This window comes from Alishewanella maricola (genome assembly GCF_016343785.1).
Classification (GTDB): Bacteria; Pseudomonadota; Gammaproteobacteria; order Enterobacterales; family Alteromonadaceae; genus Alishewanella; species Alishewanella maricola.
In genome coordinates this window covers 1-26,097 of the sequence record NZ_JAEINI020000021.1, presented here as the reverse complement: position 1 = coordinate 26,097, position 26,097 = coordinate 1, and the positions used below count along the sequence as shown (strand labels likewise).

The 26,097-nt window shown below is 44.5% G+C and carries 22 protein-coding genes; 17 read left to right on the top strand and 5 right to left on the bottom strand.

Features of this window, described 5'->3' with window-relative positions; translation table 11 throughout:
- The 5 genes from JAO78_RS16245 to JAO78_RS16225 form a co-directional block, all read left to right on the top strand.
- The coding region (locus JAO78_RS16245) for a hypothetical protein (RefSeq protein WP_226752413.1) at positions 1-739 on the top strand (739 nt) is incomplete at its 5' end.
- Position 740: 1 nt separating this feature from the next.
- Positions 741-1,967 carry a GIY-YIG nuclease family protein gene (locus JAO78_RS16240; protein WP_226752412.1) on the top strand — a complete coding sequence of 409 codons (1,227 nt, stop codon included), beginning with the start codon at positions 741-743 and terminating at the stop codon, positions 1,965-1,967.
- A gap of 1,157 nt (positions 1,968-3,124) precedes the next feature.
- Positions 3,125-3,442 carry a hypothetical protein gene (locus tag JAO78_RS16235; RefSeq protein WP_226752411.1) on the top strand — a complete coding sequence of 106 codons (318 nt, stop codon included), beginning with the start codon at positions 3,125-3,127 and terminating at the stop codon, positions 3,440-3,442.
- Positions 3,443-3,724: 282 nt separating this feature from the next.
- Complete coding sequence (locus JAO78_RS16230; protein WP_226752410.1) at positions 3,725-4,321, top strand: Cap15 family cyclic dinucleotide receptor domain-containing protein; 597 nt, start codon at positions 3,725-3,727, stop codon at positions 4,319-4,321.
- Positions 4,321-5,433: a nucleotidyltransferase-like protein gene (locus JAO78_RS16225; protein ID WP_226752409.1), complete on the top strand. Its 1,113-nt coding sequence runs from the start codon at positions 4,321-4,323 to the stop codon at positions 5,431-5,433. Before JAO78_RS16230 ends, JAO78_RS16225 begins: the two co-directional genes overlap by 1 nt.
- A gap of 491 nt (positions 5,434-5,924) precedes the next feature.
- Here JAO78_RS16225 and JAO78_RS16220 read toward each other — a convergent pair whose 3' ends face one another.
- The 4 genes from JAO78_RS16220 to JAO78_RS16205 form a co-directional block, all read right to left on the bottom strand.
- On the bottom strand, positions 5,925-6,470 hold the full coding sequence (locus JAO78_RS16220; protein WP_226752408.1) for a hypothetical protein: 546 nt from the start codon (positions 6,468-6,470) through the stop codon (positions 5,925-5,927).
- Positions 6,471-6,866: 396 nt separating this feature from the next.
- Positions 6,867-7,184, bottom strand: a complete 318-nt coding sequence (locus JAO78_RS16215; RefSeq protein ID WP_226752407.1) for an SANTA domain-containing protein — start codon at positions 7,182-7,184, stop codon at positions 6,867-6,869.
- 240 nt (positions 7,185-7,424) lie between these two features.
- The gene (locus tag JAO78_RS16210; RefSeq protein ID WP_226752406.1) at positions 7,425-8,801 is read right to left on the bottom strand and encodes a PhoH family protein; all 1,377 of its coding nucleotides are present in this window, start codon (positions 8,799-8,801) and stop codon (positions 7,425-7,427) included.
- The gene (locus JAO78_RS16205) at positions 8,801-10,117 is read right to left on the bottom strand and encodes a PhoH family protein (RefSeq protein ID WP_226752405.1); all 1,317 of its coding nucleotides are present in this window, start codon (positions 10,115-10,117) and stop codon (positions 8,801-8,803) included. Before JAO78_RS16205 ends, JAO78_RS16210 begins: the two co-directional genes overlap by 1 nt.
- A gap of 247 nt (positions 10,118-10,364) precedes the next feature.
- On the opposite strand from JAO78_RS16205, the gene rapA reads away from it, so the two are divergent.
- The 5 genes from rapA (at position 10,365) to JAO78_RS16180 (ending at position 16,460) form a co-directional block, all read left to right on the top strand.
- Complete coding sequence (gene rapA / locus JAO78_RS16200; protein WP_226752404.1) at positions 10,365-13,268, top strand: RNA polymerase-associated protein RapA; 2,904 nt, start codon at positions 10,365-10,367, stop codon at positions 13,266-13,268.
- A 4-nt stretch (positions 13,269-13,272) separates the two neighbouring features.
- Positions 13,273-13,923, top strand: a complete 651-nt coding sequence (locus JAO78_RS16195) for an RluA family pseudouridine synthase (RefSeq protein ID WP_226752403.1) — start codon at positions 13,273-13,275, stop codon at positions 13,921-13,923.
- 160 nt (positions 13,924-14,083) lie between these two features.
- Positions 14,084-15,163 (top strand): OmpA family protein, encoded by a 1,080-nt coding sequence (locus JAO78_RS16190; RefSeq protein WP_226752402.1) that lies wholly within the window; start codon positions 14,084-14,086, stop codon positions 15,161-15,163.
- Positions 15,164-15,356: 193 nt separating this feature from the next.
- A complete protein-coding gene (locus JAO78_RS16185) occupies positions 15,357-15,677 on the top strand; it encodes a hypothetical protein (protein ID WP_226752401.1) in 321 nt (106 codons plus the stop codon).
- Positions 15,678-15,740: 63 nt separating this feature from the next.
- Complete coding sequence (locus JAO78_RS16180; protein WP_226752400.1) at positions 15,741-16,460, top strand: DUF3530 family protein; 720 nt, start codon at positions 15,741-15,743, stop codon at positions 16,458-16,460.
- Here JAO78_RS16180 and djlA read toward each other — a convergent pair.
- The gene (djlA, locus tag JAO78_RS16175; protein WP_226752399.1) at positions 16,447-17,250 is read right to left on the bottom strand and encodes a co-chaperone DjlA; all 804 of its coding nucleotides are present in this window, start codon (positions 17,248-17,250) and stop codon (positions 16,447-16,449) included. The genes JAO78_RS16180 and djlA overlap by 14 nt on opposite strands.
- Positions 17,251-17,413: 163 nt before the next feature.
- On the opposite strand from djlA, the gene JAO78_RS16170 reads away from it, so the two are divergent.
- The 7 genes from JAO78_RS16170 to JAO78_RS16140 all read left to right on the top strand — a co-directional run bounded on the left by JAO78_RS16170 (position 17,414) and on the right by JAO78_RS16140 (position 26,037).
- Positions 17,414-19,678 (top strand): LPS-assembly protein LptD, encoded by a 2,265-nt coding sequence (locus JAO78_RS16170; RefSeq protein WP_226752398.1) that lies wholly within the window; start codon positions 17,414-17,416, stop codon positions 19,676-19,678.
- A 13-nt stretch (positions 19,679-19,691) separates the two neighbouring features.
- Positions 19,692-20,981, top strand: coding sequence for a peptidylprolyl isomerase SurA (gene surA / locus JAO78_RS16165; RefSeq protein ID WP_226752397.1), 1,290 nt, complete (start codon positions 19,692-19,694; stop codon positions 20,979-20,981).
- Positions 20,981-21,970 carry a 4-hydroxythreonine-4-phosphate dehydrogenase PdxA gene (gene pdxA / locus JAO78_RS16160; protein ID WP_226752396.1) on the top strand — a complete coding sequence of 330 codons (990 nt, stop codon included), beginning with the start codon at positions 20,981-20,983 and terminating at the stop codon, positions 21,968-21,970. Before surA ends, pdxA begins: the two co-directional genes overlap by 1 nt.
- The gene (rsmA, locus tag JAO78_RS16155) at positions 21,967-22,785 is read left to right on the top strand and encodes a 16S rRNA (adenine(1518)-N(6)/adenine(1519)-N(6))-dimethyltransferase RsmA (protein ID WP_226752395.1); all 819 of its coding nucleotides are present in this window, start codon (positions 21,967-21,969) and stop codon (positions 22,783-22,785) included. Before pdxA ends, rsmA begins: the two co-directional genes overlap by 4 nt.
- Positions 22,775-23,152 carry a Co2+/Mg2+ efflux facilitator ApaG/CorD gene (apaG, locus tag JAO78_RS16150; protein ID WP_226752394.1) on the top strand — a complete coding sequence of 126 codons (378 nt, stop codon included), beginning with the start codon at positions 22,775-22,777 and terminating at the stop codon, positions 23,150-23,152. Before rsmA ends, apaG begins: the two co-directional genes overlap by 11 nt.
- Complete coding sequence (locus JAO78_RS16145; RefSeq protein ID WP_226752393.1) at positions 23,152-23,952, top strand: symmetrical bis(5'-nucleosyl)-tetraphosphatase; 801 nt, start codon at positions 23,152-23,154, stop codon at positions 23,950-23,952. The genes apaG and JAO78_RS16145 overlap by 1 nt, the downstream gene beginning before the upstream one ends.
- Positions 23,953-24,027: 75 nt before the next feature.
- Positions 24,028-26,037, top strand: coding sequence for a methyl-accepting chemotaxis protein (locus tag JAO78_RS16140; protein ID WP_226752392.1), 2,010 nt, complete (start codon positions 24,028-24,030; stop codon positions 26,035-26,037).
- The last annotated feature ends 60 nt before the right edge of the window (positions 26,038-26,097 follow it).

Sequence of the window (26,097 nt, the reverse complement as noted above, 5' to 3'; positions counted from 1 at the left end):
GTTTAAACCTCGTTCGCAGTGGGATGGAAAGACACTTCCGACTAACACATTGCTGATTGACGATACATCTGGGGCACCGGTGTCAGCAAAAGTAATGGATATTTTGAACGGTGGCCGTGGAGAAATCCTTGCTACCTTGATGGCAAAAGAACAATTGGTCAAAGAAGCGATCACTGAGACAATACCGCCAGAGACAATCACTCAAGTAGCCTTGCCAGCCGTGATTCAGACGCTGTATCCAGACCTTACTGATGAAGAGCGTGAGCAAGTTCGATCTGGTTTGTTGCAAAGTATATTGATCAGCCAGAATGGCGGTTTGGTCGATGGCAAAGATTTGCCAAAAGATGCTGATGTTGACCAAGGTGGTGATGACAAGAACTCCCGTGAAGTAAGCGCGGGACAGCAGTTCTTAAAAATGGGTGAAAAGTTCCTCAATATTGAAAACCTGAATATTGATTTAATTGATGCTGTAAACCCATTTCACGGTGCTTATGAAATTCTGTCGAAAACCGTGAATGCTGCCATGTTAAAAACCATTCAACAGACTGTCAGCTTGGGAAAATCACAGGTATCTGAAGAAGAGGCTGTGATTTTGTGGCCAAAGATCAAAGCCTTCAAACGAGAATATCAACGTGAGCCGTCTTTGAACTCCAGCGATGCGATTGAAGTGCGTTACGCTCAAGTTCTTGCTTTCATCCGGCAAAAGAAGCAACAGAAGAATGCTCAGCAGGAGGGTTAGGATGATCCGACTTTCAACCAGCAGAATAGTACTAAAAGCAACTTTAGACGATATTCTCAGCGAGGATGATGACTTGCTGGATATTGCCCCCATTAAGAAAAAGTCAGCGCCTGTAGATTTGGTGAGTAGCCAATTTGCTGAACTTGAAGCCTTTTATGAGCAACACGGACGTCTACCAGCTATGACCTCTGGTGCGCAGATGAAAGAGAAATTACTCGCAAAAAGGTTAGCAAGCATCATGGCAATTCCATCTTTGGTTGAGTCGTTAAGAGCGAAAGATAGACTTGGCATTCTAGAGATGGGGGCATTGCCCCTAGTTGCAGCTGGGGAGCCTCCAATTTATATCGATAAATCGGAATTGGTACAGTCGCTTGACGACATCTTTAATGACGATGACGACGACTTACTCAGCTTTGATACGCCTGATATTTTTAACATCAAGCACGTCCAGATTGAAAAGAAAGAATTGCCGGACGAAATTGCGCAGCGTCAGCCATGTCCAGATTTCCCGCGGTTTGAACCGCTATTTGCAACGGTTCATAAGCAGATCAAAGCTGGTGAATTTTCCACAATTCGTTTTCGCCATGAGCTAAAAATCATCGAGGGTGATTTCTTTATACTTAATGGTGTAATGGGCTATGTGCATAAAGCTGGTGAGCGTCTGGAACAATACAGCAGTTACAACGCGAGGCTTCACATCGTGTTTGAGAACGGCACCGAAATGAATATGCTTTACCAGTCTCTTACTCATGGTCTTGTGCGAGATACCGAGGGGCGGAAGATTTTATTAAGCGGCGCAAAGCTGATCCCTTCCGATATTCAGATACCTTCAGGCCTAATTTATGTTCTCGCAACTAAAAGTACGAATCCGGCGCTGAATCCATACCTACATAACCTGTACAAGATTGGCTTCACGGAAACTAGCATTGAACAACGGATCAAAAATGCAGAAAAGGACCGCACTTTTCTGGAGGCTCCGGTACGGATAGTTGCTACGACAGAGTGCTTTAATCTGAATGCTCAGAAGCTTGAAGCATTGGTACATGGATTTCTGGCGGCACGACGACTTAATGTCACCCTAAAAAGTGAAAACGGCCAGATTTATACGCCGCGAGAGTGGTTTAATGTTCCGCTGTCTACCGTTCAGGCTGTGATTCAGCATATTGTCGATGGGACAATTTCTAAATACAGGCTGGATAGTACTAGTGGACGGGTACTGCCAAAGTAGCCATCAGCAGATTTGATTAGCTTATCGCCTAACTACAAACCCAGCAGGCTTTAGCTCGGTTTTACATATACCACCATATTTACTTCCGACAAGGCCTGACATTTCTTGCTTACGCCGGGCCTTTTTAAGCTGTCGTGGATTCATGCGACTCTGGCGAGCGAGGCGACTTTGATAGCTGAGCTGGCCGAGTAATTTTGAGGCAGCTATTGATGCAAAAGTGACTTGGGCGCTCACTGCCGGTGGCTGATGAACACATTCAAGTAGTTTGAATCTTGCAGTAAGCAAGCATTTATTTCTTGCAACGAGCCGTCGTTTCATTCGCTATCTAATAGGTTTCTGTCGTATTTACGTTACCAGCGAATAGCAGGCAATTACCACTCGTTGCAAGTAATTTTGATGCTGAACGAGCTGATGATGATTTTCTAAATTCACGAACCGGACGTAATCACCCCGAATAAAGATCCAGAATAATAGTCGGCCCATTTATCCGTGCTACTCAACTTATCTGGATAGCCCAAAGTTCGAAACATCTCTGATAACTAACTATAGGTACTACACTGATCGGCGTGAAGCGTTAAAGTCAATTTATGATCAAAGTTGGCTTAGAGCCGACCACCTCGCCTGCTAAGTGCCACTAGCCGGCGGTAATTCTGGCATATATAGGATTACTGCTTGTCACACAAAGCGGACATTGGTGTCATAAGCTAAGCAAATGAGTACCTGCGAGATTGTGGGATGTTCATGTTATAGCTATTCTCATCACAAAAAAGTGACTTTTGATGAGAATCGTGGCCGTAACTCAATCAACTGTTGCCAAATACAACAGAACCCGGAATTGCGGATTCTTTACGGCTGTTTCCAACCTCAAAACTAAGGTCCAATATTGTCATCAATATAGTTCATCGTTCATCTTCCGGTGGTGGCCAAGCATTACTATTAAGCTTAGTCTAGCGATAGCAGTCGCAGATGGCAAATTGGTTGTTTTTGCACAATTCGAACCCGCATATCTGCGCTTCTATCCGTTGTTTTCAATCAATTTGTATACGATTGGGAAAAGCACGCCATCATAACAAGGTTGCCACCAATAGCTTCGGTGTTTGGTATTTTTAATCCATTCATATTTAGGAATATATATCACTTTGCAGAGGAGCGGGATCATGCATACCATTGTTAACAACTGGCAAATTATCGCTATCATTGATAGCGGTGAGGTGATCGGCAGAGTGCTCTGGGGGATCTGCGTTAAAGATAGCAGTTGCCGCTTTGACGTTGGTGACTACATTTGTACCTCAAGGATCGTAGCCATTATGCCGAGCGAGCGGTTAATAACGACGCACACCGGTAGCTCGTATCAAGTGCGTGGTGATGGCACAGAAGCCGCTATACAGGTTAGAGACTTTGAATTTTTGCGCCAAGGCTTCAGCCCGGACGAGATCAACCTATTGAACTTGGCACCAAAGGAACATTTAAACTAAACCTCAGCCTTAGTAATAACCAATCCCGGCAACACAAGTTCACTAAAAAGCTTTATCAACACCAAATTGTGGGTTTCAACATAAACCTAACTATCCGGCATTGGCCAAAGCCATACTGCACCGTTAGGTCTCGGCGGGTTTATGAAAGATTCAATTACGGCCAAACATGTTAATTGCCTTATTTGTAAGAAATCAGGAAATATGATTTACAAAATCTCACCATTGCCATTGAAAGAAAACAATAATGAACAGATATCAAACATACAATAGAAAGAGGCGCTTATGCACGATTATGCTGTTTTTGGACACAATAGAGCATCCATTGGTCGTTGGTTAGGCATTGCATCCGTTATTCTAACAGGCGCAATTTCTAGTTTTATATCTTGGGTTAACGATCTAACAGGCTTTCAAGCGGTAACAGGTGTTGCGATTACAACTGGTATCGTCTACTTCGGCTTGCACTGGTTATTCAACTTGTACGCATGGAAAATTCCGTTTTTCAAAATACCTAACCTAAATGGTGTTTGGAACGTTGAAGGAACTACTTTGACGGAGGATGGCGAAGCAAAATATCAATGGGAAGCAGAAATCGACATTGAGCAAACTTGGGAAAAGATAGTTATTTGCTTAAAAACAAAAAGTAGTAGTAGTGAAAGTTATACCGCAACACTGGCAAAAGCCAACGGTAGTAAAGCTGGATGGCGATTGAGTTATAGCTACAGCAATAACCCAAATATAGATCAATCACATGAGCTAAATTCACACAGAGGGTACTGTGAACTGTATCTAGATAGGTCATTAACAAACGGAACCGCGGCATACTTCAACAGTAATGGCAGAAGAACTTTTGGTAAAATGGAACTGACGAGGGTCGCCTAGTGATAAATTTTGAGAACAGATTAAAAAGCTTAAAAGATAGACGACAAGGATCAAGAGAGAGGTCGTTACTTGAGAATAATTTATCAATTTATGATTCAAGAGATCTACGTACAAAAGAACGATATGAAGAGTTAGCTGAGAGCGCCCCTATCAAATATGCGATTGGCGCAATGGCCGCTGTTGATAGACGATCTACTCAGATTTCTATAGAGGAGGGAGAGCGAGTTGCTAGTACGTTAATTAGTATGCTCAGCACCGTTGGTATAAATACAGAAATGGAAATTCAAGGGTCTGTAGCCTTAGATATCCATATCGAGGGGCATTCAGATGTAGATATGCTCATACTAAAATCAGATATTGTACTTGTCCAGACTCCTAAAGTAGACGGTTCCGGCTGCGCTGCGAGTGACACTCGTCCGATGGAAGCAATTATAAGAGAGCTTCGGCAGCAATCTGAACTCAAGCTAACATCAAGATATTATCAAGCTGAAGTTAATTGTTCAGGAAATAAATCAATTGCCATCAGTGGTGGCAGTTTAAAACGTAAAGTCGATATTGTTCCTGCTTGCTGGTTCCATAGCCATGATTATCAACGCTCCGGGTTAAAGCACCATAAAGGGGTTGATGTCTATCACAAAGGCGAGCACAAGTTAATTCGTAACCAACCTTTCCTACATATGAAGCGGGTAAATGACAAAGATTTAGTGTATTCGGGCAACCTTAAGAAGGTTGTTAGGCTGATGAAAAACCTGATAGCTGACATGCCAGATTATAAGAAACGTATTGCTAAAAAGCTTTCAAGTTATGACATCACTGCGATTGGATATGACATGAATGATCAATTAACATGCCCATCATATTTTTCACTAGGGCTTGTTGAGAAGCTGAGAGCGCACCTGACAATATTAGTGGATGTTCCCGCGCTTCGTAATGCGATGGAGGTGCCTGATGGAAGTAGGAAAGTTTTTGACACGGAAGAAAAAATTGAAGCACTTAAAATATTACATAGTGAAGTAACTGATTTAGCAGTATCAATATATAAAAGTTTAAACCCCTATAGCCTCGATACATACAAATCAAACTCACTGCTTCAAAAACAAGTTTTTCTCTGATGTTGCATGAGGTGAATATAAAAGCCTTACCCGCACAGAGTTAATGGCAAGGACGGTTGGTTAAGCTTAATGGTGGCCTGCCGCTCATGGAACGCTACTCTCATCAAAAAACGGACTATTTTGATGAGAATAACCTCCGTATTCTAATCACACTAACAGCTAGACCATAAAAGAGTCCCGCCGACACCGAGTTAATGGTGAGGGCGACGCTTTGGATGCAAGACAAACTACAAGCCATCCAGTTATCGCTAATTCTGTTTGTAATGGCACACATTATTTAGCCATTTGATAAAAAGAATACTGATATTTCGGATTGTTAAAAAAACGAAAGTCAGTAAATAGGACAAACGACATTCATGTTTTTGGGGGACCTTGCAGTAGATGACCGCAATTCGCTCACAGCTGTCGGTCAGACAAAATCAAAGCTTTGATAAAAATGCGTCAAACCAGAGATGGATTATCTGCGCTTAAACTTCTACAGGGTAGAAAAACTAATCATCGTATTCATCTCTTTTCTGAGCAGTCTTCACTAAATAATCATCTAATAAAGATGAAATCCCCTCTTCAACATTTTTTTCAACCACGACTTGAAAATGCACATTCAAGAGTATTATTTCTAATAGCGACTTTGCTGTTATTTTTACGTCTATATTTTTTTCACTTGCAAATTTTTTGCAACATTTAGTTATTTGTGCAAGACAGTTATGTGTTGTCGGTGTAACATCAAGCGAGTAATTTTTTTCGCTTTCTTTAAGCTTAAATGCGTAACGCGCTTTGCTAAGCCGCTCTCTTTCTGTTGCGTCTAAAAGCTTAACCAGATCTGAGTTTGCTCGCTCCAAAAGTCTTTTATTAACAATATTCTTCTCTGAAAGACTGGTAGGATATGACTTAAAAGGTGGCAGGTCATAAAATGCTTGTTTAAGTTGCTTCAACTTTTGCGCATTAAGCTTCAGCGTATTGTCATCGCTTTTGATTCGCAATAAATAACGATTTAGAAAAGAAAGATCTTGATTTTTAAAAGTTAATTTCCTCGGCATTTTTATCTCCACCGGGTAGTAGATGATAGATGGTAACATTATTTTCTACTGGGTAGAAGTTTAATATTGCATGAAGAGTGAACGATTATGAAAAAGTTAATATAAAGAGGACGGTTAGAGTTTTTCGCTTCCCAGATATTTATTTGCATCTCATATACAATCTGCACAGACAAATTTCAATCACTGCCTATAGCTAATAGATGACTTTCAGGTCAGATTGAAACTTCTCGACTAAACTTTCAGCTCATATATGAACTAAATCAGCTAATAACGGGCTTTTGAGCGGGTTTGATAGGGAACTCTTCTATTGTGGACGCCAACAATACAAACTAACTTCCCTTTCTCATTTTGAGTCACTAATTCAATCGAAAATGTCGTTGGCCGCGTCCGCTAGGCTTAGTTAATTGCGTTTTGCTGCACAGCCCTGATTCTATTAATTTCATCAGGGCTAAAACCTTGACGCAGTAATTCAAAATTTTCAAGTGTAACTTCTGCTGTTTTGCCATCGCCTTCCAGCAGGTAGGCACTACCTTTTATCGTTTTTACTAGCTTTTCAGAAGGAATGATCTCAACAATTTTCGAACTACAAATATAGTCACCAATGTCAAATCTGAGAGTATTATCTTCAACGCAGATGCCCCAAAGCACTTTGCCCATTAATTCGCCATTGTCAAGGATAGAGACGATGTGCCAATCTTTGAGAATAGTATTCATAAGTAAGCCCGATCAGAAGTGAGTTTGACACTTAAAAAACTCATACATTCAATATCTTAACAAAATAAGTGACTGATTAGGCAATATCTATCTATAAAGATATCGCTCCCTTAAACTCTTATGCTATAACAGCAACGCCATGTCTTTTTGTAGCTAAAGATTAAGCCTGCATTACTTTTCCAAACAAAGATTATTGGAAGACACTGCTAACAACTGACAGTGCCTTTTAAACGAAGCCGCTTAAAAATTCTTCTCAGTGAAATCAGCCAAAGAACTGCGTTCTACCTCATCAAAAATTAGCACCGAACCTTTTGGGTATTTTCGATAAACGTTAACCGCAGCGCTCGCACCTGATGATGCCGGAGTCACAAACTTATCGTCTATCTGCGCAAGATTACCCAGCACTACCGTACGACAGTTTTTGCCTCCACGAGACAACATCCCCTTCATTTGAGCACGAGTCATGTTCTGGGCCTCATCAATGATAAGAAAGGCGTCATCCAGAGAGCGTCCACGGAAATACGCCATCGACGTAAACTCGATATTAGCTTTCTCAATGATATGCTCGATAGTCGAAAATGTGTTGTGTTCATTGCCATCGTCACTATGCATTGAGATCAGTGCATCTGTAATGCCTGCAAGCAGTGGCATTGATTTCTCTTTTAAATCCCCCGGCAGGAAACCGGGATCTTCGTCCATAAAATCTCGACTTCGTACCACGACAATCTTCTTATATTTCTTTTCTTCCAAGACTTGATGCAGAGCAGCCGCGACAGCTAGGAAAGTCTTACCGGACCCGGCTGGGCCAAGTAGGATGTTCAGATCATAATGAGAGTCGGTTAGTTGATGCAAAGCTATTGCTTGCCGTGGGTTTTTGGGGAGAACACCCCAGATCTTTTTATGCTTTCTAGGGAGTAAAGTCGTGTACACATGCTCAGCACTTACATCAGTGATAAGTCCGATATGCCCCGCTTCGTCATACCAGTACATATTGGTTTGAACTTCGCTATTGAAAAGACTACGGTCAAGCCTATACACATCACCAGACAATCTAAAGTCATCATCGCTTTCCAACTTTTCGAATAGGTCATACTCAAACACTTGGACGCCACTATATAGAAGATCTATATCTGCGATGGAGTTATCAACTGACACATCCTCTGCGCTGACACCAACGGTTCTGGCTTTCAAACGCATGTTAATGTCGCGAGTTACGATCGAGACCGGTTGATCAAGTCTCTTTTGCAACTGGAATGCAAAATTGATGATGCGATTGTCGGCCTCACTGCCAATACCATGCCTTAAAGAGTGCTCCATTTCGATGTTGGTATCGATGCCAATAAACAACTTGCCGCGTTTTCCTGTTTCACTCGACGGTAATGGTATGCCGCTTTCAAGTCGTTCTGCATCATGACCACTAACCAGATCTTCGAGCATTCGGATACAGACCCGTGCATCAGCACTCACAGACTTATCTCTGCGCTCCTTTAAGTTGTCGAGTTCTTCAAGAACAGTAAGACAAATGTAGATGTCGTCTTCATACGACAAAAGCGATTTAGGATCATGCACTAATGCAGAAGTGTCTAAGACGCGTGGGATGTTGGTACGTGTTATCATTATGCAGCCTCCCCTGTTACTACTTCATTAGGTAACAAAAACGAATTTTCGTTTGCAGAAATAAGCATAAGAGTTGGGACAAGCATCAAATTTTTTGTTACCACCTCTCCAGCCCAGTAAAATTCAGGAAGTAACAATTTTTCCAGAGGCTCAATACGAGGGTCCAGAATAACAATGGCATTTTGAATACTGCGGCCACGCATAAAGTTAACCGACTTAAACTGAATATTCGCCTTTTCCATAATGTAATTCACGCTGGCATGCGGATGTTCGTCGGTTTTGTGCAGTACTTCTAACGAATCGGTAATGGCCGCTAACCAAGGTGCCATTTTTTCTTCTTCAGAGCCTGGTAAAAAGCCAATAGACTCGGCAATTTCAGGTGTATTCCTCGTCACAATGACTTTATCGTAAATGCCTTTTTCAATAACCATCTCCAGCGCGGCAGCTAAGGCAATTAGGGTTTTTCCGCATCCGGCGGGGCCAGTTAAAATCACCAAATCCATTTGCGGATCGAGCAAGGCATTTAAGGCCATGGCTTGATAAATATTTTTTGGATGAATCCCCCAAGCATGTCGATGCATTAATCGCTCATAACCGAAGTCTTGGATTTTTAATTCGTGCTCGCTAACTGCCAAAACCTTTCCAGCAAAAGTTTCAGCCTCATCGACTAGATACTCGTTAACATAAGCATTAGGTAAGACCTTTCGGTTGATGTAATGGACCGTATCGCGCCCTTCATTCACACTGTGACATTCTCCGACTTGTGGCCAAAATTCTCCGGCAAATTTGTAATAGCCCTTATAGAGAAAGCGTACATCATCTATCAGTTGGTCAGTGCGGTAATCCTCTACATGCTTTAAACCCGCACCCTTGGCTTTTAAACGCATATTAATGTCTTTTGTCACCAATATGACTTTTACAGGGCTTTTTTCGCGCTGCAAATACAAGGCGGTGTTAATGATCAGATGATCGTTCTCGCCGCCGGGTAAACCAGGGATTTCATCTTTTAGATGGTGATCGTTAACAATAAAAATATGACCGGCGGGCTTGGCATCTTGGCGGCTGGGTAACGCCACACCGTGTAGCATTTGCTCTGGGGAGGCGTCTTTTAAAATATCTTCTAATGCACGAATCGCCACTCGTGCATCTCGGCTGACGTCTTTATTTTTATCTTTTATATGATCAAGTTCTTCTAATACCGTCATCGGTATCACAACATCGTTTTCTTCAAAATTGAGGAAGGCAAAAGGTTCATGCAACAAAATATTGGTATCTAGAACATAAATTTTTTTCGCTTGCTGTTTTTTCCGCGCCATAAGCACTCCTTTATTTGCTTATCTCACCGTAATGCATTACGGCTCTTTTTAGCATAGTGCAACTTTGCCAGACTGCGACTAAAAGTGCCGAACCGCACCTTAGACGCTAATTGCTACGTTGCCGTTACCAGATGACAACAGCATGACAACTTATAATCGTTGCTGAAGAAAAAGCTGTGCGAGACAGATGCAACCAAGGTCGTTTCGCTGTACCATAGCGCCCCGTTTTTGACAGTTAGGGTTTAGAATGAATTTTGCACTGGGACAACGTTGGATCAGCGATACAGAGTCTGATTTAGGCTTAGGTACTGTAATTGCACTGGAGGGCAGAATGCTATCAATTCTGTTCCCCGCCAGCGGTGAAACACGCTTTTATGCTCAGCAAGAAGCGCCTCTGACTCGCGTGAGTTTTAACATCGGGGATGAAGTGAAAAGTGCAGAGGGCTTTACTTTACTGGTGCAGCAAGTAACGATTGAAAATGCACTATTAAGTTATCACGGTATTCGCTTAGATACGCAAGAACCCTGCATTTTACGCGAAACCTTTTTAGACCACTTCCTGAGTTTTAACAAACCTCAAGATCGCTTATTTGCCGGTCAAGTAGACCGTTTTGAATTCTTCCCATTACGCTATCAAAGCTGGCAGCATCAACAAAGCCTGCAACAAAGCCCGCTGCGTGGTTTGGTTGGTGGTCGTGTTAGCTTGATCCCACATCAGCTTCATATTGCACGCGAAGTATCACAGCGCCACGCGCCACGCGTGTTATTGGCCGATGAAGTAGGTTTAGGTAAAACCATTGAAGCCGGTTTAATTATTCACCAGCAATTACTGATGGGCTTGGCCAGTCGTATTTTGATTATTGTACCGGAGTCATTACAACATCAATGGCTGGTAGAAATGCTGCGGCGCTTTAATCTGCGTTTTGCGATTTTTGATGAAGAACGTTGCCAGCAAGCGCAACTCGATGCGGATAACCCGTTTGATACCGAACAACTCGTGCTGTGTAGCATGGAGTTTTTAGCGAAAAAGCGCAGCTGGCATGAGCATGCGGTCAGTAGCCACTGGGATTTATTGGTGGTCGACGAAGCTCACCATCTTCATTGGGATCCGTTAAAGCCTAGCACGGAATATCAGCGCATCGAGGCCCTAGCCCAGGATACAGCCGGTTTAATCTTACTGACAGCCACCCCCGATCAACTTGGCCATCAGAGCCACTTTGCCCGGCTACGGTTATTAGATCCTGATCGTTTTTATGATTACGAACAATTTCAAGCTGAAGAGCAAGATTATCAGCAGATCGCCGAGTTGGCTCAGCAACTGATAAGCGCCACGTCACTGAATGCCAACTTGTTAGCCTCGTTAAACCACTTGTTAAACGATAGCGCTAGCCAAGCGCTATTACAGTCACTCGCCGATCAGCACCCCCTCACCGAAACGTTGCGGCATGAGCTGGTCGAAAAGTTATTAGATCGTCATGGAACCGGCCGCATTTTATTCCGCAATAGCCGTAACACCATTCAAGGCTTCCCAAAACGTTGCCCGCTATTACAACCTCTGGCAATGCCAGAGCAATATCAAAATGCCTTAAAAGTGCATCGTGCCTTGCAACAAGACGCCTCGGTGCACGCTAAAATCACCGCTAATCTTTTTCCAGAGCAAGTTTTTCAGGCATTTGAAGGTGAAAACAGCCAGTGGTGGCAATTTGACCCGCGTGTTGCATATTTGTTGTCCGCGTTAAAAGCGGCGAAACACGGCAAATTTTTAGTGATTTGTGCGTCGGCAGCCACGGCTCTCGCCTTGGAAGAAGCCTTACGTTTATCTGAAGGTATTCGTGCCGCCGTATTCCATGAAGGCATGAGCATTATCGAGCGAGATAAAGCGGCCGCCTACTTTGCCCAAGAAGAGTACAGTGCCCAAGTGTTGCTGTGTTCTGAAATTGGTAGCGAAGGTCGTAACTTCCAGTTCGCCGAACATTTGGTATTGTTTGATTTACCGCTAAACCCTGATTTACTCGAACAGCGGATTGGCCGGTTAGATCGGATTGGGCAGCAGCATGATATTCAGATCCATATCCCCTACTTCGCGGATACTGCGCAGCAATTATTACTGCAATGGTATCATCACGGCTTAAATGCGTTTGCCAAAACCTGCCAAACGGGCCGCCTGATTTTTGAACAACAAAAAACGCAGTTAGAACAGCTACTCGCTGACTACCGAGGCCCGAGCGACGAGGCCGAGCAATTAATCGCAGCCTGTGCTGAATTGGCCGCCGAGTTACAAGCTAAATTGGAGCAAGGCCGCGATCAGTTATTAGAAATCAACTCCAGCGGTGGCCAACAAGCGTTACAACTTGCTGCCGAAGTCAGTGCACTCGATCAAGACGTTAAACTGCCAATGCTGATGTTCAAGGCGTGGGATTTACTGGGCGTTAATCAAGAAGATCGCTCTGATACCAGCATCATTTTACGGCCATCTGAGCATTTACAGCAAAACTATCCTGGATTAGCAGATGATGGCACCACAGTCACCTTTGACCGCGCTACCGCATTATCCGAAGAAGATATTCAATTTTTAAGCTGGGATCACCCGATGGTCACAGGCACTTTGGATATCCTGAGTAATGATGTGTTAGGTAACAGCTCCGTGGCATTATTACCTAACAAAGCCGTACCGGTTGGTAGCTTCTTTGTGGAGTTAATTTATATCGCAGAAGCGAGCGCGCCAGCGGCGTTACAATTGGGGCGTTATTTACCGCCTACGCCGATTCGTATGTTGTTAGATAAAACCGGTAAAGATCTGGCAGCCAAAGTGTCGTTTGATAACTTTAATCGTCAATTAAAACCGGTTGGTCGACAAACGGCGACAAAACTGGTGAATGCCCTACAAAATCTGATCCACCCTATGCTGCAACAAGCGGAACAGTTAGCCACGCTGCAACTTGAGCAATTACGCAGCCAAGCACAAACCCAAATGCAGCAAAGCTTAACCGCAGATATCGAGCGTTTGCAGGCACTTCGCCAAGTAAACCCCTTAGTGCGGGATGAAGAGATCGCTCATCAACAGCAGCAATGCCAGCAACTGAATGAGTACTTGGCCAAAGCTCGGTTAAAATTAGATGCGATCCGAGTGATCGTGGTGAGTCACGATTAACGCCATGCTGTTAACTTATACCCCAACGACATGGCCTTATCTCGATATTTTGTATCAAGACAACGATATCGTGGTGCTAAACAAGCCCAGTGGCTTATTGTCGGTGCCGGGTAAAGATCCTGCACACTTTGATAGCATGCAATACCGAGTGCAACGCGTTTGGCCCAATGCCAGCATTGTGCATCGCTTAGATATGGCCACCTCAGGGGTGTTTATTATGGCAATGCACAAAGAGGCGCAACGTGAGCTAAACCGGCAATTTCAACAGCGCGAAACTGAAAAAAGTTATGAAGCGCGAGTCTCCGGTTTAGTTAAGGCGAGCAGTGGCAGTATTGATTTGCCATTGATTTGTGATTGGCCAAATAGACCGATGCAAAAGGTGTGTTATCAACATGGTAAGCCTTCTTTAACGCACTATCGCGTGCTTAGCCGTGCCAATAACCAAAGCCGCGTGGAATTAACCCCTGTCACCGGACGCTCTCATCAACTACGTGTGCACTTACAATTTATTGGTCATCCCATCTTAGGCGATAAATTTTACGCCGGAGAGGCAGTGCATGCTGCAGATCGGCTGCAACTGCATGCCTGTCATTTAAGGCTTAGCCATCCAACAACGGCAAAAAAGATGATTTTTTCAGCAATTTGCCCTTTTTAAGTAAAAAGTATCGGCTATTAACGCAACATTCATTTAACTGCACTATTATTGTATTGTCTTAAAAATAAACTTTATTTTTTGCAAAAACCAATAATACTGACAAAACAATATGGTAAACTATTAAAAGTTTGCTTAATTGGATGAATCGAAGGAGAAACGGATGAAACTTAAAGCAATCGCTGTAGCAGTTCTTGCGGCTATACCGCTGTTTGGCGCTCAGGCTATTGCCGATGCACCAACAGCTCAAGATCTAGAAAAAAAGGTTTTTGGCTCACTATTTGGTGAAGGCTACTGGAATGATTCGCGTAAAGCGCAATCAGCTACCTGGAGCAACACTGATGATGCTTGGGGTGTAGGTGCTGACATTGGTTACCGTGTCAACGAAACTTGGGGTGTGCGCTTTGAATATGCTCGTCAGAGCTTCAATTCATTAGTTCAAGATTCTCGCGTAACGGGTGACCGTTTTGGTTTAGATGCAATGTATCATCTGGCTAACACTAATCTGTATTTAGTGGGTGGCTGGAAACATTTTGAAAATGACATCGCCTTTGACGCAGTAAACATCGGTGTTGGTTATCGTTATTTTGTTAGCCCAGCGGTTGCCTTATTTGTTGAAGGTAACCGTTTCCGTGGTATTAACAACGGTGATTGGAATGATGCGTCTTTAAAAGCAGGTGCAACGTGGGTTTTCGGTGCTGAAGCAGCTGCTGCTCCTACACCCGCTCCGGCCCCAGCTCCGGCCCCAGCGCCAGCACCAATGCCTGTTGATTCTGACCGTGATGGCGTAGTTGATAGCCAAGACAAGTGCCCTAACACACCAGCGGCTCACAAAGTAGATGCTCAAGGCTGTACTATCTACACTGAGAAAATGGACCGTGTAGGCGATGTCGATATCGAAGTTCGTTTCGCGTTTGACTCTGCAGCAGTATCTGCTGACGGCCAAACAGAAGTTAACCAGTTAGCCGCCTTTATGAAACGCTTCCCTGAAGCGGTTGTGTTCATCGAAGGTCACGCGTCTAACATCGGTAACGCCGCTTACAACATGCGTTTATCTGAGCGTCGTGCTAAAGCCATCGCTGATTTATTAACAGCGCAAGGCATCAACAGCAGCCGTATTACCTCTAAAGGTTTCGGTGTCACTCAGCTTCGCGTTGAGGGTAATACCCGCGCAGCACACGCTGCCAACCAACGTATTGAAGCAAAAGTAACGGCTAAGATTAAAGAGCCAGTACTTCGCTAATAGTATTTAAGTACTAATATTAAATAAAGCCGCTATGCTAGCGGCTTTATTTTTATTGGCTTTCGCTACTCTACTATTATTTTCTATTGCCGTAATTTACAATCACTGCTAATTTTTAGTACATAATGTCAATTACTGGACTCCTCCTATCATGGCTAAGTTTGTTTTTCTTCTCATTACATGCAGTCTATGCATGTTTAGCATTAACGCCATTGCGGATGATGTTGAAATGATTCAATTACAGCATTCAGCACATGTCTGTAATGACGAGCAAGAAACACAACGTCTTGCAGCAAACGATCATCTTAGAGAAATGGCCAAAGCGTTGGTCGAATTTAAAGCCACAAAATTTTGTTTTATCATCCAACCTTCAACTGTGGTTGCCTTACTCGAGCATAAAGGCAATTACATAAAATTTAGGCATAACAACAAAGTGCTGTTTGCTTTTGCCGAAGATTTACTGGCACACCACCTTCCCGCTCAAGATATGGGAACGCAAGCCGCTATAGAGTAATCAACTTAAGTTTTTTTTATGGCGGTAGCATAGATGCAAAATAAAAGGTTCGCATTTGCTGTTATGCTTTTTGCCGCGACCAGCAGCCAAGCAGAACCTCACTGGCAAGATATTCAACGCCAATTCCCTCAGGTTAACCTACAACAATTTGATGCTGCGAGTGCCACCTTCATGGCATTGCATACCCCCAGTGCCGCTCGTTTAACACGAGGTAGCATCGTGTTGCTACCGGATGCCCATCAGCATGCCTTTAGTCCTTCGTTACTGAATCAACTTCGCTTATCTTTACCGGACCGTGGCTGGGATCTCTGGGTGTTGCCGCAACCAGATCCAGTAACGGCGACCAACTCTGCGCAGCAATTAACATTACAAAAAACCCAACTGAGCCAACGCTGGCAATTGTTAGCGCAGCAAGCGCGGTTAAAGCCACCGGTGATTGTTATTGCACAAGGGGAAATCGCAGCGGTAATGAATTTACTGCTGACAGATAGTTTAAATATGCCACCGGCCGCGCTAGTGAATTTAGGGGCCTATTTATCAGCAACCGAGCAACAGAGTAGCTTTGCGCAAAACGTATTAAATAACGTACCGGTACTCGATTTATTAACGGCGCATGACCATCCACAAGCACTTGCCTCGGCCACAGCAAGGGCAGAATTAGGACAACAGCGTGGCAATGCTTTATATCGACAACGTCATTTAAACGACGGTTTTCATCAACAAAGCCTGCAACACTGGCAAGTCAATGAAATTATCGGCTGGTTACACTCTACGGGTTTTTAGCTCGGGCCTGCTTGATTTGCTCATACGCCGCTTGAATATCTTGCGTACGTCTTTTTGCTACCTCTAACATCGCCGCTGGCACTCCCTGTGCCATTAATTTGTCTGGATGATGTTGCGACATCAATTTACGGTAAGCACGCTTCAGCTCTTTGTCAGCAATCTCTGGTGTGCAGCCCAGCATTTGATAAGCCGCAAGTAAAGAGGGCCCCTGTTCTTTGCCGGTGGCTTGCCCCTGTTTAAACCGTGACTGCGCCTGATAAGCCAACAGCAATTGCGCTAGAGTGCTGCGCGAAATATGCAAACACTCGGCAACTTGAATTAAAAGCTGATGCTGCTCAGCGCTAATGCGGCCATCAACACAGGCAATACTTAATTGTATTTCTAGGAATAATTGTAAAACGTCCGGCCGCCGTTTATAGCGTTGGTAAAACTCCGTGATTTGCGCGCGAAACGGAAAATTAACCGCCTTGCCATCTCTAAATGCCGCTTGTGCTTCTTTTTGCTGCTGAGCATTTAAACCCAACTGTTGCATAAAGTGGGTGGCTTCTGAGATATGAGCTTTGGTTACCACACCCGTCGCTTTCGCAAGATGCCCCATTGCTGCAAAACTACTGTACATAAATAAGGCTTGTTCATCGTCTTGCCCGAAAACGCTTTGCAGCCCTTCCCAATTCGCTAATTTGCGTTGAAACATCTGATCAATAAGATGCCCTACTACCACACCCAACAACAGGCCAGGTAGCTTAAATAAAGCGATACCAAATAAGGCACCAAGAATTTTTCCCCACACGTAACATACCCCGAAAACTGCAATGAGCCCTGAGCCAGCCACTGGTCTGGCATAACACGATTAACATAGGCACTATATCGGATTAGCAGGAATTCTAAAATTGATTTATCATAACCCACCCAAGGTCGGCTGGTGCGACGCAGTAAGCAATGAGTAGAAAGGCATGAAACAAGGTTTAAGTTTAGCAGGATTACTCTGGGTAGCGATGACACCTCTGCAGGTTAATGCTGCACCGCTTGCTAGCCAAACTTGCCAGCAACCCGTTCAACTGCCCGATATCTTAAAAGATTTAAATGGACAAGACAGTCGGATCCGCATTTTTTCAGATAACGTCGACTTACAAGAAAACCAAAGCGCTGAATTTTCAGGTAAAGTACAAATCCTGCATCGCGATACCTTATTACAAGCACCTAAAGCACGTTATGATACCCGCGCCCAAACACTACGCGCCGATGGCGGTATTGAGTATTTTAATCCAGCACTGTCGGTGAGTAGCCAATTTTTTGAAGCAGACATTAGCCAAAACCGCGTTACACTGGGTGATGCGCGTTATCAATTTGTTGAAAATGCTGGTCGCGGTGAAGCTTCGGCCATGGTGGCTTCGAACGAGGCGTTAGTATTACGCCAAGCCGTGTTCACAACTTGCCCAGAACAAGATGACAGCTGGGGCTTACACGCAGAAGAAATCAGCATCGCGGCAGACTCAGGCTGGGGTGAAGCGCGTAATGCGGTGTTTAAAATTAAAGACATCCCTATTTTTTATATCCCTTATTTAACCTTCCCCGTTAATGAACAACGTAAATCAGGATTATTGGTGCCGAAAGTCGGCAGCTCACAAAGCACCGGTATAGACATAGAATTACCCTATTACCTCAACTTGGCCGAAAACTACGATCTGACGCTTACACCGCGTTTTATGAGTAATCGTGGTGCTCAGTTAAAGTCGCAACTGCGGTATTTAACAGCCGAACACAGTGGCTTACTGCAATTAGAGTACATGGATAGCGATGATGAAAAAACCAATGATTTCGGCGCGCGTTACTTAACACATTTGACGAATCGCTCCGATTTTAGTGATAAATGGCGTGGCTATATCGACTTTACCGATGTCAGCGATAGCGCTTATCTAACAGAACTAGGCTCAGACTACACAAACCAGAGTGATACTCAATTATATCGTGAAGCCAGCCTGAGTTATTACGGTGAACAAGTTCATTCGCATTTAAAAATGCAAGGCTTTGAGATTCTTGGTAATTATAACCAAGCCTATAAAGCGATCCCGCAACTAAGTGTGGCTTCAGCGGCGCCTATCGCTTTAGGTAACTGGCTCGAAGCCAGTTGGTTTAGCCAATATGCGCATTTCAGAAATGACCAAGCCTTTTATAACGCCGCGGATCGACTGCACATTGAGCCAGCGCTTCGCATTCCTATCATCACCTCGGCAATTGAATTCACGGCTGAAACAAGCTTGCTTTATACTTATTATCAACAAGATAGCTTAAGCTCACTCACGGAAGAACAAGCCGAGATCACGCGGACCTTACCTAAGGTTCGTTTGCATGCCAAAATCAATATGGAACGAGAATACGATTGGTTTGGCGAGCCGGCATTACAAACCTTTGAACCGCAAATACAGTATTTGTATATTCCTTATCGCGATCAAAGCAATATTGGCTTGTACGATACCACGCGCTTGCAAGACGATTATTACGGCTTATTTAGGCAAAACCGTTTCTCAGGCTTAGATCGTATCAATGAAGCGAATCAAATTACCCTTGGTGGTACGACACGCTTTTACGACAATACCGAAAATGAATTATTCCGTTTTAGCCTTGGCCAGATTTTTTTCTTAAAAGATCCGGAAATCACAGCAAATACCATTACTCAAGATTTGCCATCCACTGAGTCGATGCTCGCCTCTGAAATGATCTGGAATTGGTATCGTCGTTGGTATGTCAGCAGCGCGCTGCAATATGACATTGAACAAAACAAACTAATTAAGAGTTCAGCCAGCTTAGATTATCGTGGCAGTGAGAATACGTTATTCCAATTGAACCATCGCTACAGCCGCGCAGTCTCAGGAGTGGAAATTCAACAATTAGGTGTTATTGGTGCCTTTCCAATAGATAAAAACTGGCAACTGATCGCCAGTTACTACCGTGATGTGACGAATCATCGTATGATAGACGCCAATATAGGACTGCAATATGAATCCTGTTGTTGGGCAGTGCGTTTTGTCGCTCGCAGACAGGTACAGGCAGATTTTGACACCGCCGTGGATAATGTTAACCAATTTGCCGAACTGGATAGTGGTTTCAGTGTGCAGTTTGTCTTTAAAGGATTTGGTGATAAAGCCGGTTTTGGCGTAGCTGACATGTTGTCAAATGGCATCTTCAGTTATCGACGTCCATATTTACTAACAAATTAGAATGTAGGAATTTATGAAGTTACAGCAAATTATCTGTGTGGTTTTGCTTGGTTTTGCCAGCGTTTCCCTAACAGCAGCAGAACGCGAAATCGACCGAGTTGCAGCGATTGTGGACAGCGGCGTGATTTTAAAAAGTGATGTTGATGAAATAGTACAACGAGTTAAACGCAACGCTGAAGCACAAGGCCAAACACTTCCATCAGATTTAGCCTTACGCACTCAGGCCACTGAGCGCTTGATCATGACCAATTTACAATTGCAAATGGCACAGCGTATGGGTTTACAAATTAGCGATGCTCAACTGGATGATACGATTCGAAATATCGCTCAAGGCGAGAATTTATCGATGGAGCAATTCCGTCAGCAAGTTATCAATGAAGAAGGCAACTACGAGCGCTTCCGCGAAAAAGTGCGCGAAGAAATCATGACCAACGAAGTATTACGTGGCAATGTGCAACGTCGCATCTATATCAGCCAGCAAGAAGTCGATAACCTAGTGAAACTGATGGAAGAGCAAGGTGCGATTAGCGAACAATACCAACTAGGTCATATTCTGATCGCCATTCCTAGCCAAGCGACTACCGAACAAATTACCGAATCACGTGAGCGTGCAGAGCAAGTACTAAAATTATTACGTGACGGCAGTGACTTCCGTCGCATCGCTATCGCTTCATCCAGTGGTGCCAATGCCCTTGAGGGCGGTCAATTAGACTGGATGAACATCAACGAAATGCCCACTTTGTTTTCTGAAGGTATTCGTGGTCGTAAAAAAGGCGATCTCATTGGCCCACTTCGCTCTGGCGCAGGCTTTCACATTTTAACCATTTTTGATATTCGTGGTGAAAACGTGGCAGAATTGACTGAAGTCAATTCACGGCATATTTTGATTAAACCATCCATTATTGTAAGCGAAGAACGTGCTAGAACGATGCTTTTAGACATGGCCACAAAACTACGCGCGGGTGATGCGGATTTTGCGGAATTAGCGAAACAATTTTCGGAAGATCCAGGTTCAAAATTAAACGGTGGTAACCTCGGTTGGAGTGAAACAGATGTTTATGTCCCGGCGTTTCGTGACACCTTAAATCGTTTACAACCTGATGAACTGAGCGAGCCTTTCCGCACCGAACATGGCTGGCACATTGTGCAATTACTAGAGCGTCGCACTGTAGATGCGACTGCCGATAAAAAACGTAATCAAGTGTATCGGATGATTTTTAATCGCCGCTTTAACGAAGAGTCAGCCAGTTTCCTACGCGAACTGCGTGATGATGCGTATATCGAAGTATTGGCAGAAGATTAATGACCCTGCGTATCGCAATTACCCCGGGTGAACCGGCCGGCATTGGTCCTGATTTGGTCTTGGCGTTAACGCGCCAAGACTGGCCTGTTGAACTGGTTGTTTGTGCCAATGCCGAGCTAATGCAAGAACGTGCAGCGAGCTTAGGCTTGCCAGTGCAACTTTTACCTTATCAAGCCAGTGCCGCACCTCAACCGCAACGCGCAGGCACTTTAACCATTGCTGAGTTTGCGCTAGCTGAACCCGTGATCCCTGGCCAGTTAAATGCCGCTAATGGCAGTTATGTCATAGATACATTGCGTGCTGCCGGTGATATGGTGTTATCCGCAGAAGCGGCTGCCATCGTCACTGGCCCTGTCCACAAAGGCATAATCAACCGCGCCGGCATTCCTTTTAGTGGCCATACGGAGTTTTTTGCACAGCAATCAAACACGCCTTATGTCGTGATGATGCTTGCCACTGAAGGTTTACGCGTTGCACTTGCCACGACGCATATTCCGCTGGCTTATGTTGCTAAAGCGATTACTCGCGAGCGTTTACACAAAGTGATCAGCATCTTGCATGAAGATTTGCAGCAAAAGTTCGGTATTGCCGAACCGCGCATCTATGTTTGCGGTTTAAACCCGCATGCCGGCGAAGATGGCCATTTAGGTCGCGAAGAAATCGAAGTGATCACGCCAGCTTTAGAAGAGCTCCGCGCACAAGGTATGCACTTAATTGGGCCCTTACCTGCTGACACCTTATTTCAACCCAAATACCTGAACGAAGCAGATGCTGTACTCGCGATGTATCATGATCAGGGCCTCCCGGTATTGAAATACAAAGGTTTTGGCCGTTCAGTTAATATTAGCCTAGGCTTACCCTTGATCCGAACATCCGTTGATCATGGTACCGCTCTAGATTTGGCAGCAACCGGCAAAGCCGACCCTGGCAGCCTGTTTCATGCCGTGACCCAAGCCATTCAATTGGCTCAACGAACCACGAATCCATGACAGATAATGTACATCAGGGCCACCGTGCCCGAAAACGCTTTGGCCAAAACTTCTTACACGATCCCCATGTAATTGGCCGAATTGTTAAAGCTATTGCCCCAAAAACGACGGATGTTTTAGTTGAAATAGGCCCGGGACTAGGTGCCTTAACTGAGCCAGTCGTTGCTGAAGCCGGTAAGCTAACCGTGGTTGAGCTTGATCGCGATCTTGCGGAACGTTTACGCCAACATCCTGACATGGCTGATAAATTAACCATTTATCAAGCCGACGCCATGAAGTTTGATTTTAGCCAACTGGTGCAACCGGGTCAGAAACTCAAAGTATTTGGTAATTTACCGTACAATATTTCTACCCCGCTATTATTTCATTTATTTGAATTTGCCGACCAGATCGATACCATGCACTTTATGCTTCAAAAAGAAGTCGTTGATCGAATGACTGCGGGGCATGGCAGTAAAGCCTTTGGTCGTCTCAGTGTAATGACCCAGTATTACTGTCAGGCCATTCCTGTGGTGCAAGTGGGCCCCGGTGCCTTTAAACCTGCACCGAAGGTGGATTCAGCCGTTGTGCGCTTAATCCCGTTTAACATTGCCGATCGTGCTAAAGTGGATCCTGCAGTATTGAACCGTGTATGCTTAGAAGCGTTTAATCAACGCCGCAAAACCTTACGAAATTGTTTTAGTAATTTTGCCACTGCTGAGCAATTAACCGCGCTGGGAATTGATCCATCATTACGACCGGAGCAACTCTCCGTTGCAGAATTTGTTAGAGTTGCCCAGTGGCTTGCAGAGCAGGAAAGTGCTAATGAGCCTTGAGCAAGAAGTTACCGTATCCGTGGATAGTTTTTATTTAGGCGCTCAGTCTGATCCGGCTGAGCAGCGTTATGTTTTTGCCTATTGCGTCAATATCACTAACCAAAGCGAACAACAGGTACAACTGTTAAGCCGCTATTGGCAAATTACTGATGGCAATGGCAAACAAACCGAAGTCTCTGGCGAAGGTGTCATCGGAGTGCAGCCACAATTAGCGCCTGGCGAAACCTACAGTTACACCAGTGGCGCGGTATTAGAAACCCCCGTGGGCACCATGCAGGGTTACTATGAAATGATTGACCAAAAACAGCAATCATTTCGCACCCCTATCCCCTTATTCAGATTGGCTCAGCCACATATTTTGAACTGATGGCCACCTACGTTATAGGCGATTTGCAGGGTTGCTTTGAACCGCTTCAGCGCTTGCTGGCGAATATTCACTATCAAGCCGAACATGACGAGTTGTGGTTCTGTGGCGATCTGATTGCCCGAGGCCCCGACTCTTTAGCTTGCCTAGATTTTGTGCGCGGTTTAGGTGCGAAAGCACGCGTTGTTTTAGGCAACCATGACCTCAATTTTATCGCCAGCTATTATGGTTTTAGTAAGGTTAAAGCCGCTGATCAACTGACCGCTTTACAGCAAGCGGCACATTTACCGGAATTAATACACTGGCTTTGCCAACAACCGCTGATCCAAGTGTGTACTGAGCGCCAGTTACTGATGGTGCATGCCGGCTTAGCACCCGAGTGGGATATCAGCACCGCTTTGAGTGCTAGCGCCGAGATCAGTGCCCTGTTACAGCATCAACCCACACTGTTGTTATCTACCATGTATGGTAATACACCGAGCCGTTGGCGCGATGTCGTCACCCAGGAAGATCGTTGGCGTTTTACTATCAATGCTTGCACCCGTATGCGGTTTTGCCAAGCGGATGGCGCATTAGAACTGCTCACCAAATCTGGCTTAAATAAACAATCAAAACTCAAACCTTGGTTTGAGCTATGGCAAGACCATGCAAAAATGGATATTTGCTTTGGCCACTGGGCTGCGTTAGAGGGTTATAGCCCTATTAAACACATTCATGCACTCGATACCGGCTGTGTTTGGGGCAATCAATTAACTGCCTATTGCGTTGAAACACGACAAAGGTATAGTGTCGATAACAAATAATAACAAGTAACGGCTACACGATGGATCCTCTGCTAGCCGTGACATAGCAGTTAATATGCTTAAATTGGAGTTGTCATGAAGTTAACCGTTAAGTCTCGCGTAATTGGGGGCTTTAGCATCATTACGGTGCTATTGGTGATTATTGGTTTTACTGCTTATATACGCTTAAACAGCGTGAGTAATGCGACCGCCGAAGTTAACACCATCTCGATCCCAGCCCTCGAAAACAGTGCCATGATGAAAAGTCAGTTTGTTTTAATGAGCAAAATTGGCGTGCAGGCTTTTCATGTCAACGACAGTGCGCAATTGTCTTTGTTACAACAACAATTTGATAGCCAACTGCAAACCTACAACAACGCCGCTGCAGCGTTAAATAAAACCGTACAGCAGCAACCGACATTACTGGCGGCTGCACAGCAAGTTACCGCCGCTTTTGACAGTTTCTTACCTATCTCAAAGCAGCTATTTCAACAATTAGCGAATAATATCAGCCTGCAAAGTCAGATTGAACAGCAAATGAGCGATCTGGAAATGACTGCAGATGATATGGCGTCATTATTGTTAGATTTTACCGATATCAGTAATGTTCGCAGTAGCTTCCCGCAGGCCTACACCGCAGCGACACAAATGGAAACCGGCATAAATAGCTTATTAAATACCGTGGTTGATTTAAATCGCACCAATGACAGCAGCACTGCCGCCACCATTAGTAATGAAATTGGCTTTCGCTTAGCTGACTTACAAAAGCAACTTGATATCATGTTGCAACAAGCCGCCAGCGTATCAATGCCCGCGGAATTAGCCACTAAGATGCTGGAACTATCGGCCGGTTTAAATGAACAACAAGGTATCCCTGCTAACAAAACCCGCTTGTTAACTGGCAAACTAAATGCCCGCCAACTGCTCGAGAAAGCCGATTCTGATACGCAAGATGCCATTAGCCGTTTAACTGCATTATTAACTCTAAGCACTGCCGCCGCAGAGCAAATTCAACAACAAAGTAGCAGCAGCGTACAAAATGCTATCACTACCATCTTTATGGTGATGTTTGGCTCTATTGTTATCGCCATTTTTATTGCGTTTAGGACTATTAGCGCCATTGTTAATCCACTGCAAAAAATTAATGCCATGCTCAGCGTAATGGCAGCAGGCGATCTAACCCAACAATTACCGCAGCACGCTCAGGACGAATTTGGCGAACTGTCAAAAAGTATTAATCAGGTTAACCTCAGCTTACAAAGCTTGATCCAAGGGATTATTTCTCGCTCAACGCAGCTAGCGGCAGCATCAGAACAAACCTCAACCATTACCTTGCAAACCACCGAAGCCATACGCGAGCAAAAGTCACAAGTCACGCAAGCCGCTTCGGCCACCACGGAAATGAGCAGTACGGCGCAAGGCGTGCTGCAAAGCTCGAACGATGCTCTGGCCGAGATTAAAAATGCGGATAACGAAGCCGCACGTGTAAAAGGCATTTCATTAGAAAATAAAGCTATCATTGTGCAGTTATCGAAAGAAGTCGATCACGCTTCTGAGGTGATTAACAAAGTGCATAAAGACAGTGCCGCTATCGGTAGCATTTTAGATGTGATCCGAGGCATTGCCGAACAAACTAATTTATTAGCACTAAATGCCGCCATTGAAGCCGCTCGAGCCGGTGAACAAGGCCGCGGCTTTGCGGTAGTTGCCGATGAGGTTCGTTCGTTAGCCAGTAAAACACAGGCTTCTACCCAAGAAATTCAAAACATGATCCAAGCGCTACAAAGCGGTGCGCAAGCCGCAGTAGAAGCGATGAATAAAGGGAAGAAACAAGCAGAAAGCTGTGTCGCAAAAACCGAAGTCGCCACATCAGCTCTCGATAGCATTACACATGCGGTGCATTTGGCACACGATATGAGTGAACAAATATCCAGTGCGGCCAAAGAGCAGCATCAAGTAGCCATTGAAATCAGCGGAATATTAGAAGCCATTGTGGCGCTGGCAGAAGAAACCTCAACCGGCGCTGATCAAACATCCGCTTCCAGCCATGAGGTGGCCAGCCTAGCCGAAGAATTACGTCGCTCGGTCGATCAATTCAAAGTCTAACCGCGCAAACTCATGTCAATAAAAAAGGCCAGCTTGTTAGCTGGCCTTTTTCTGTATATG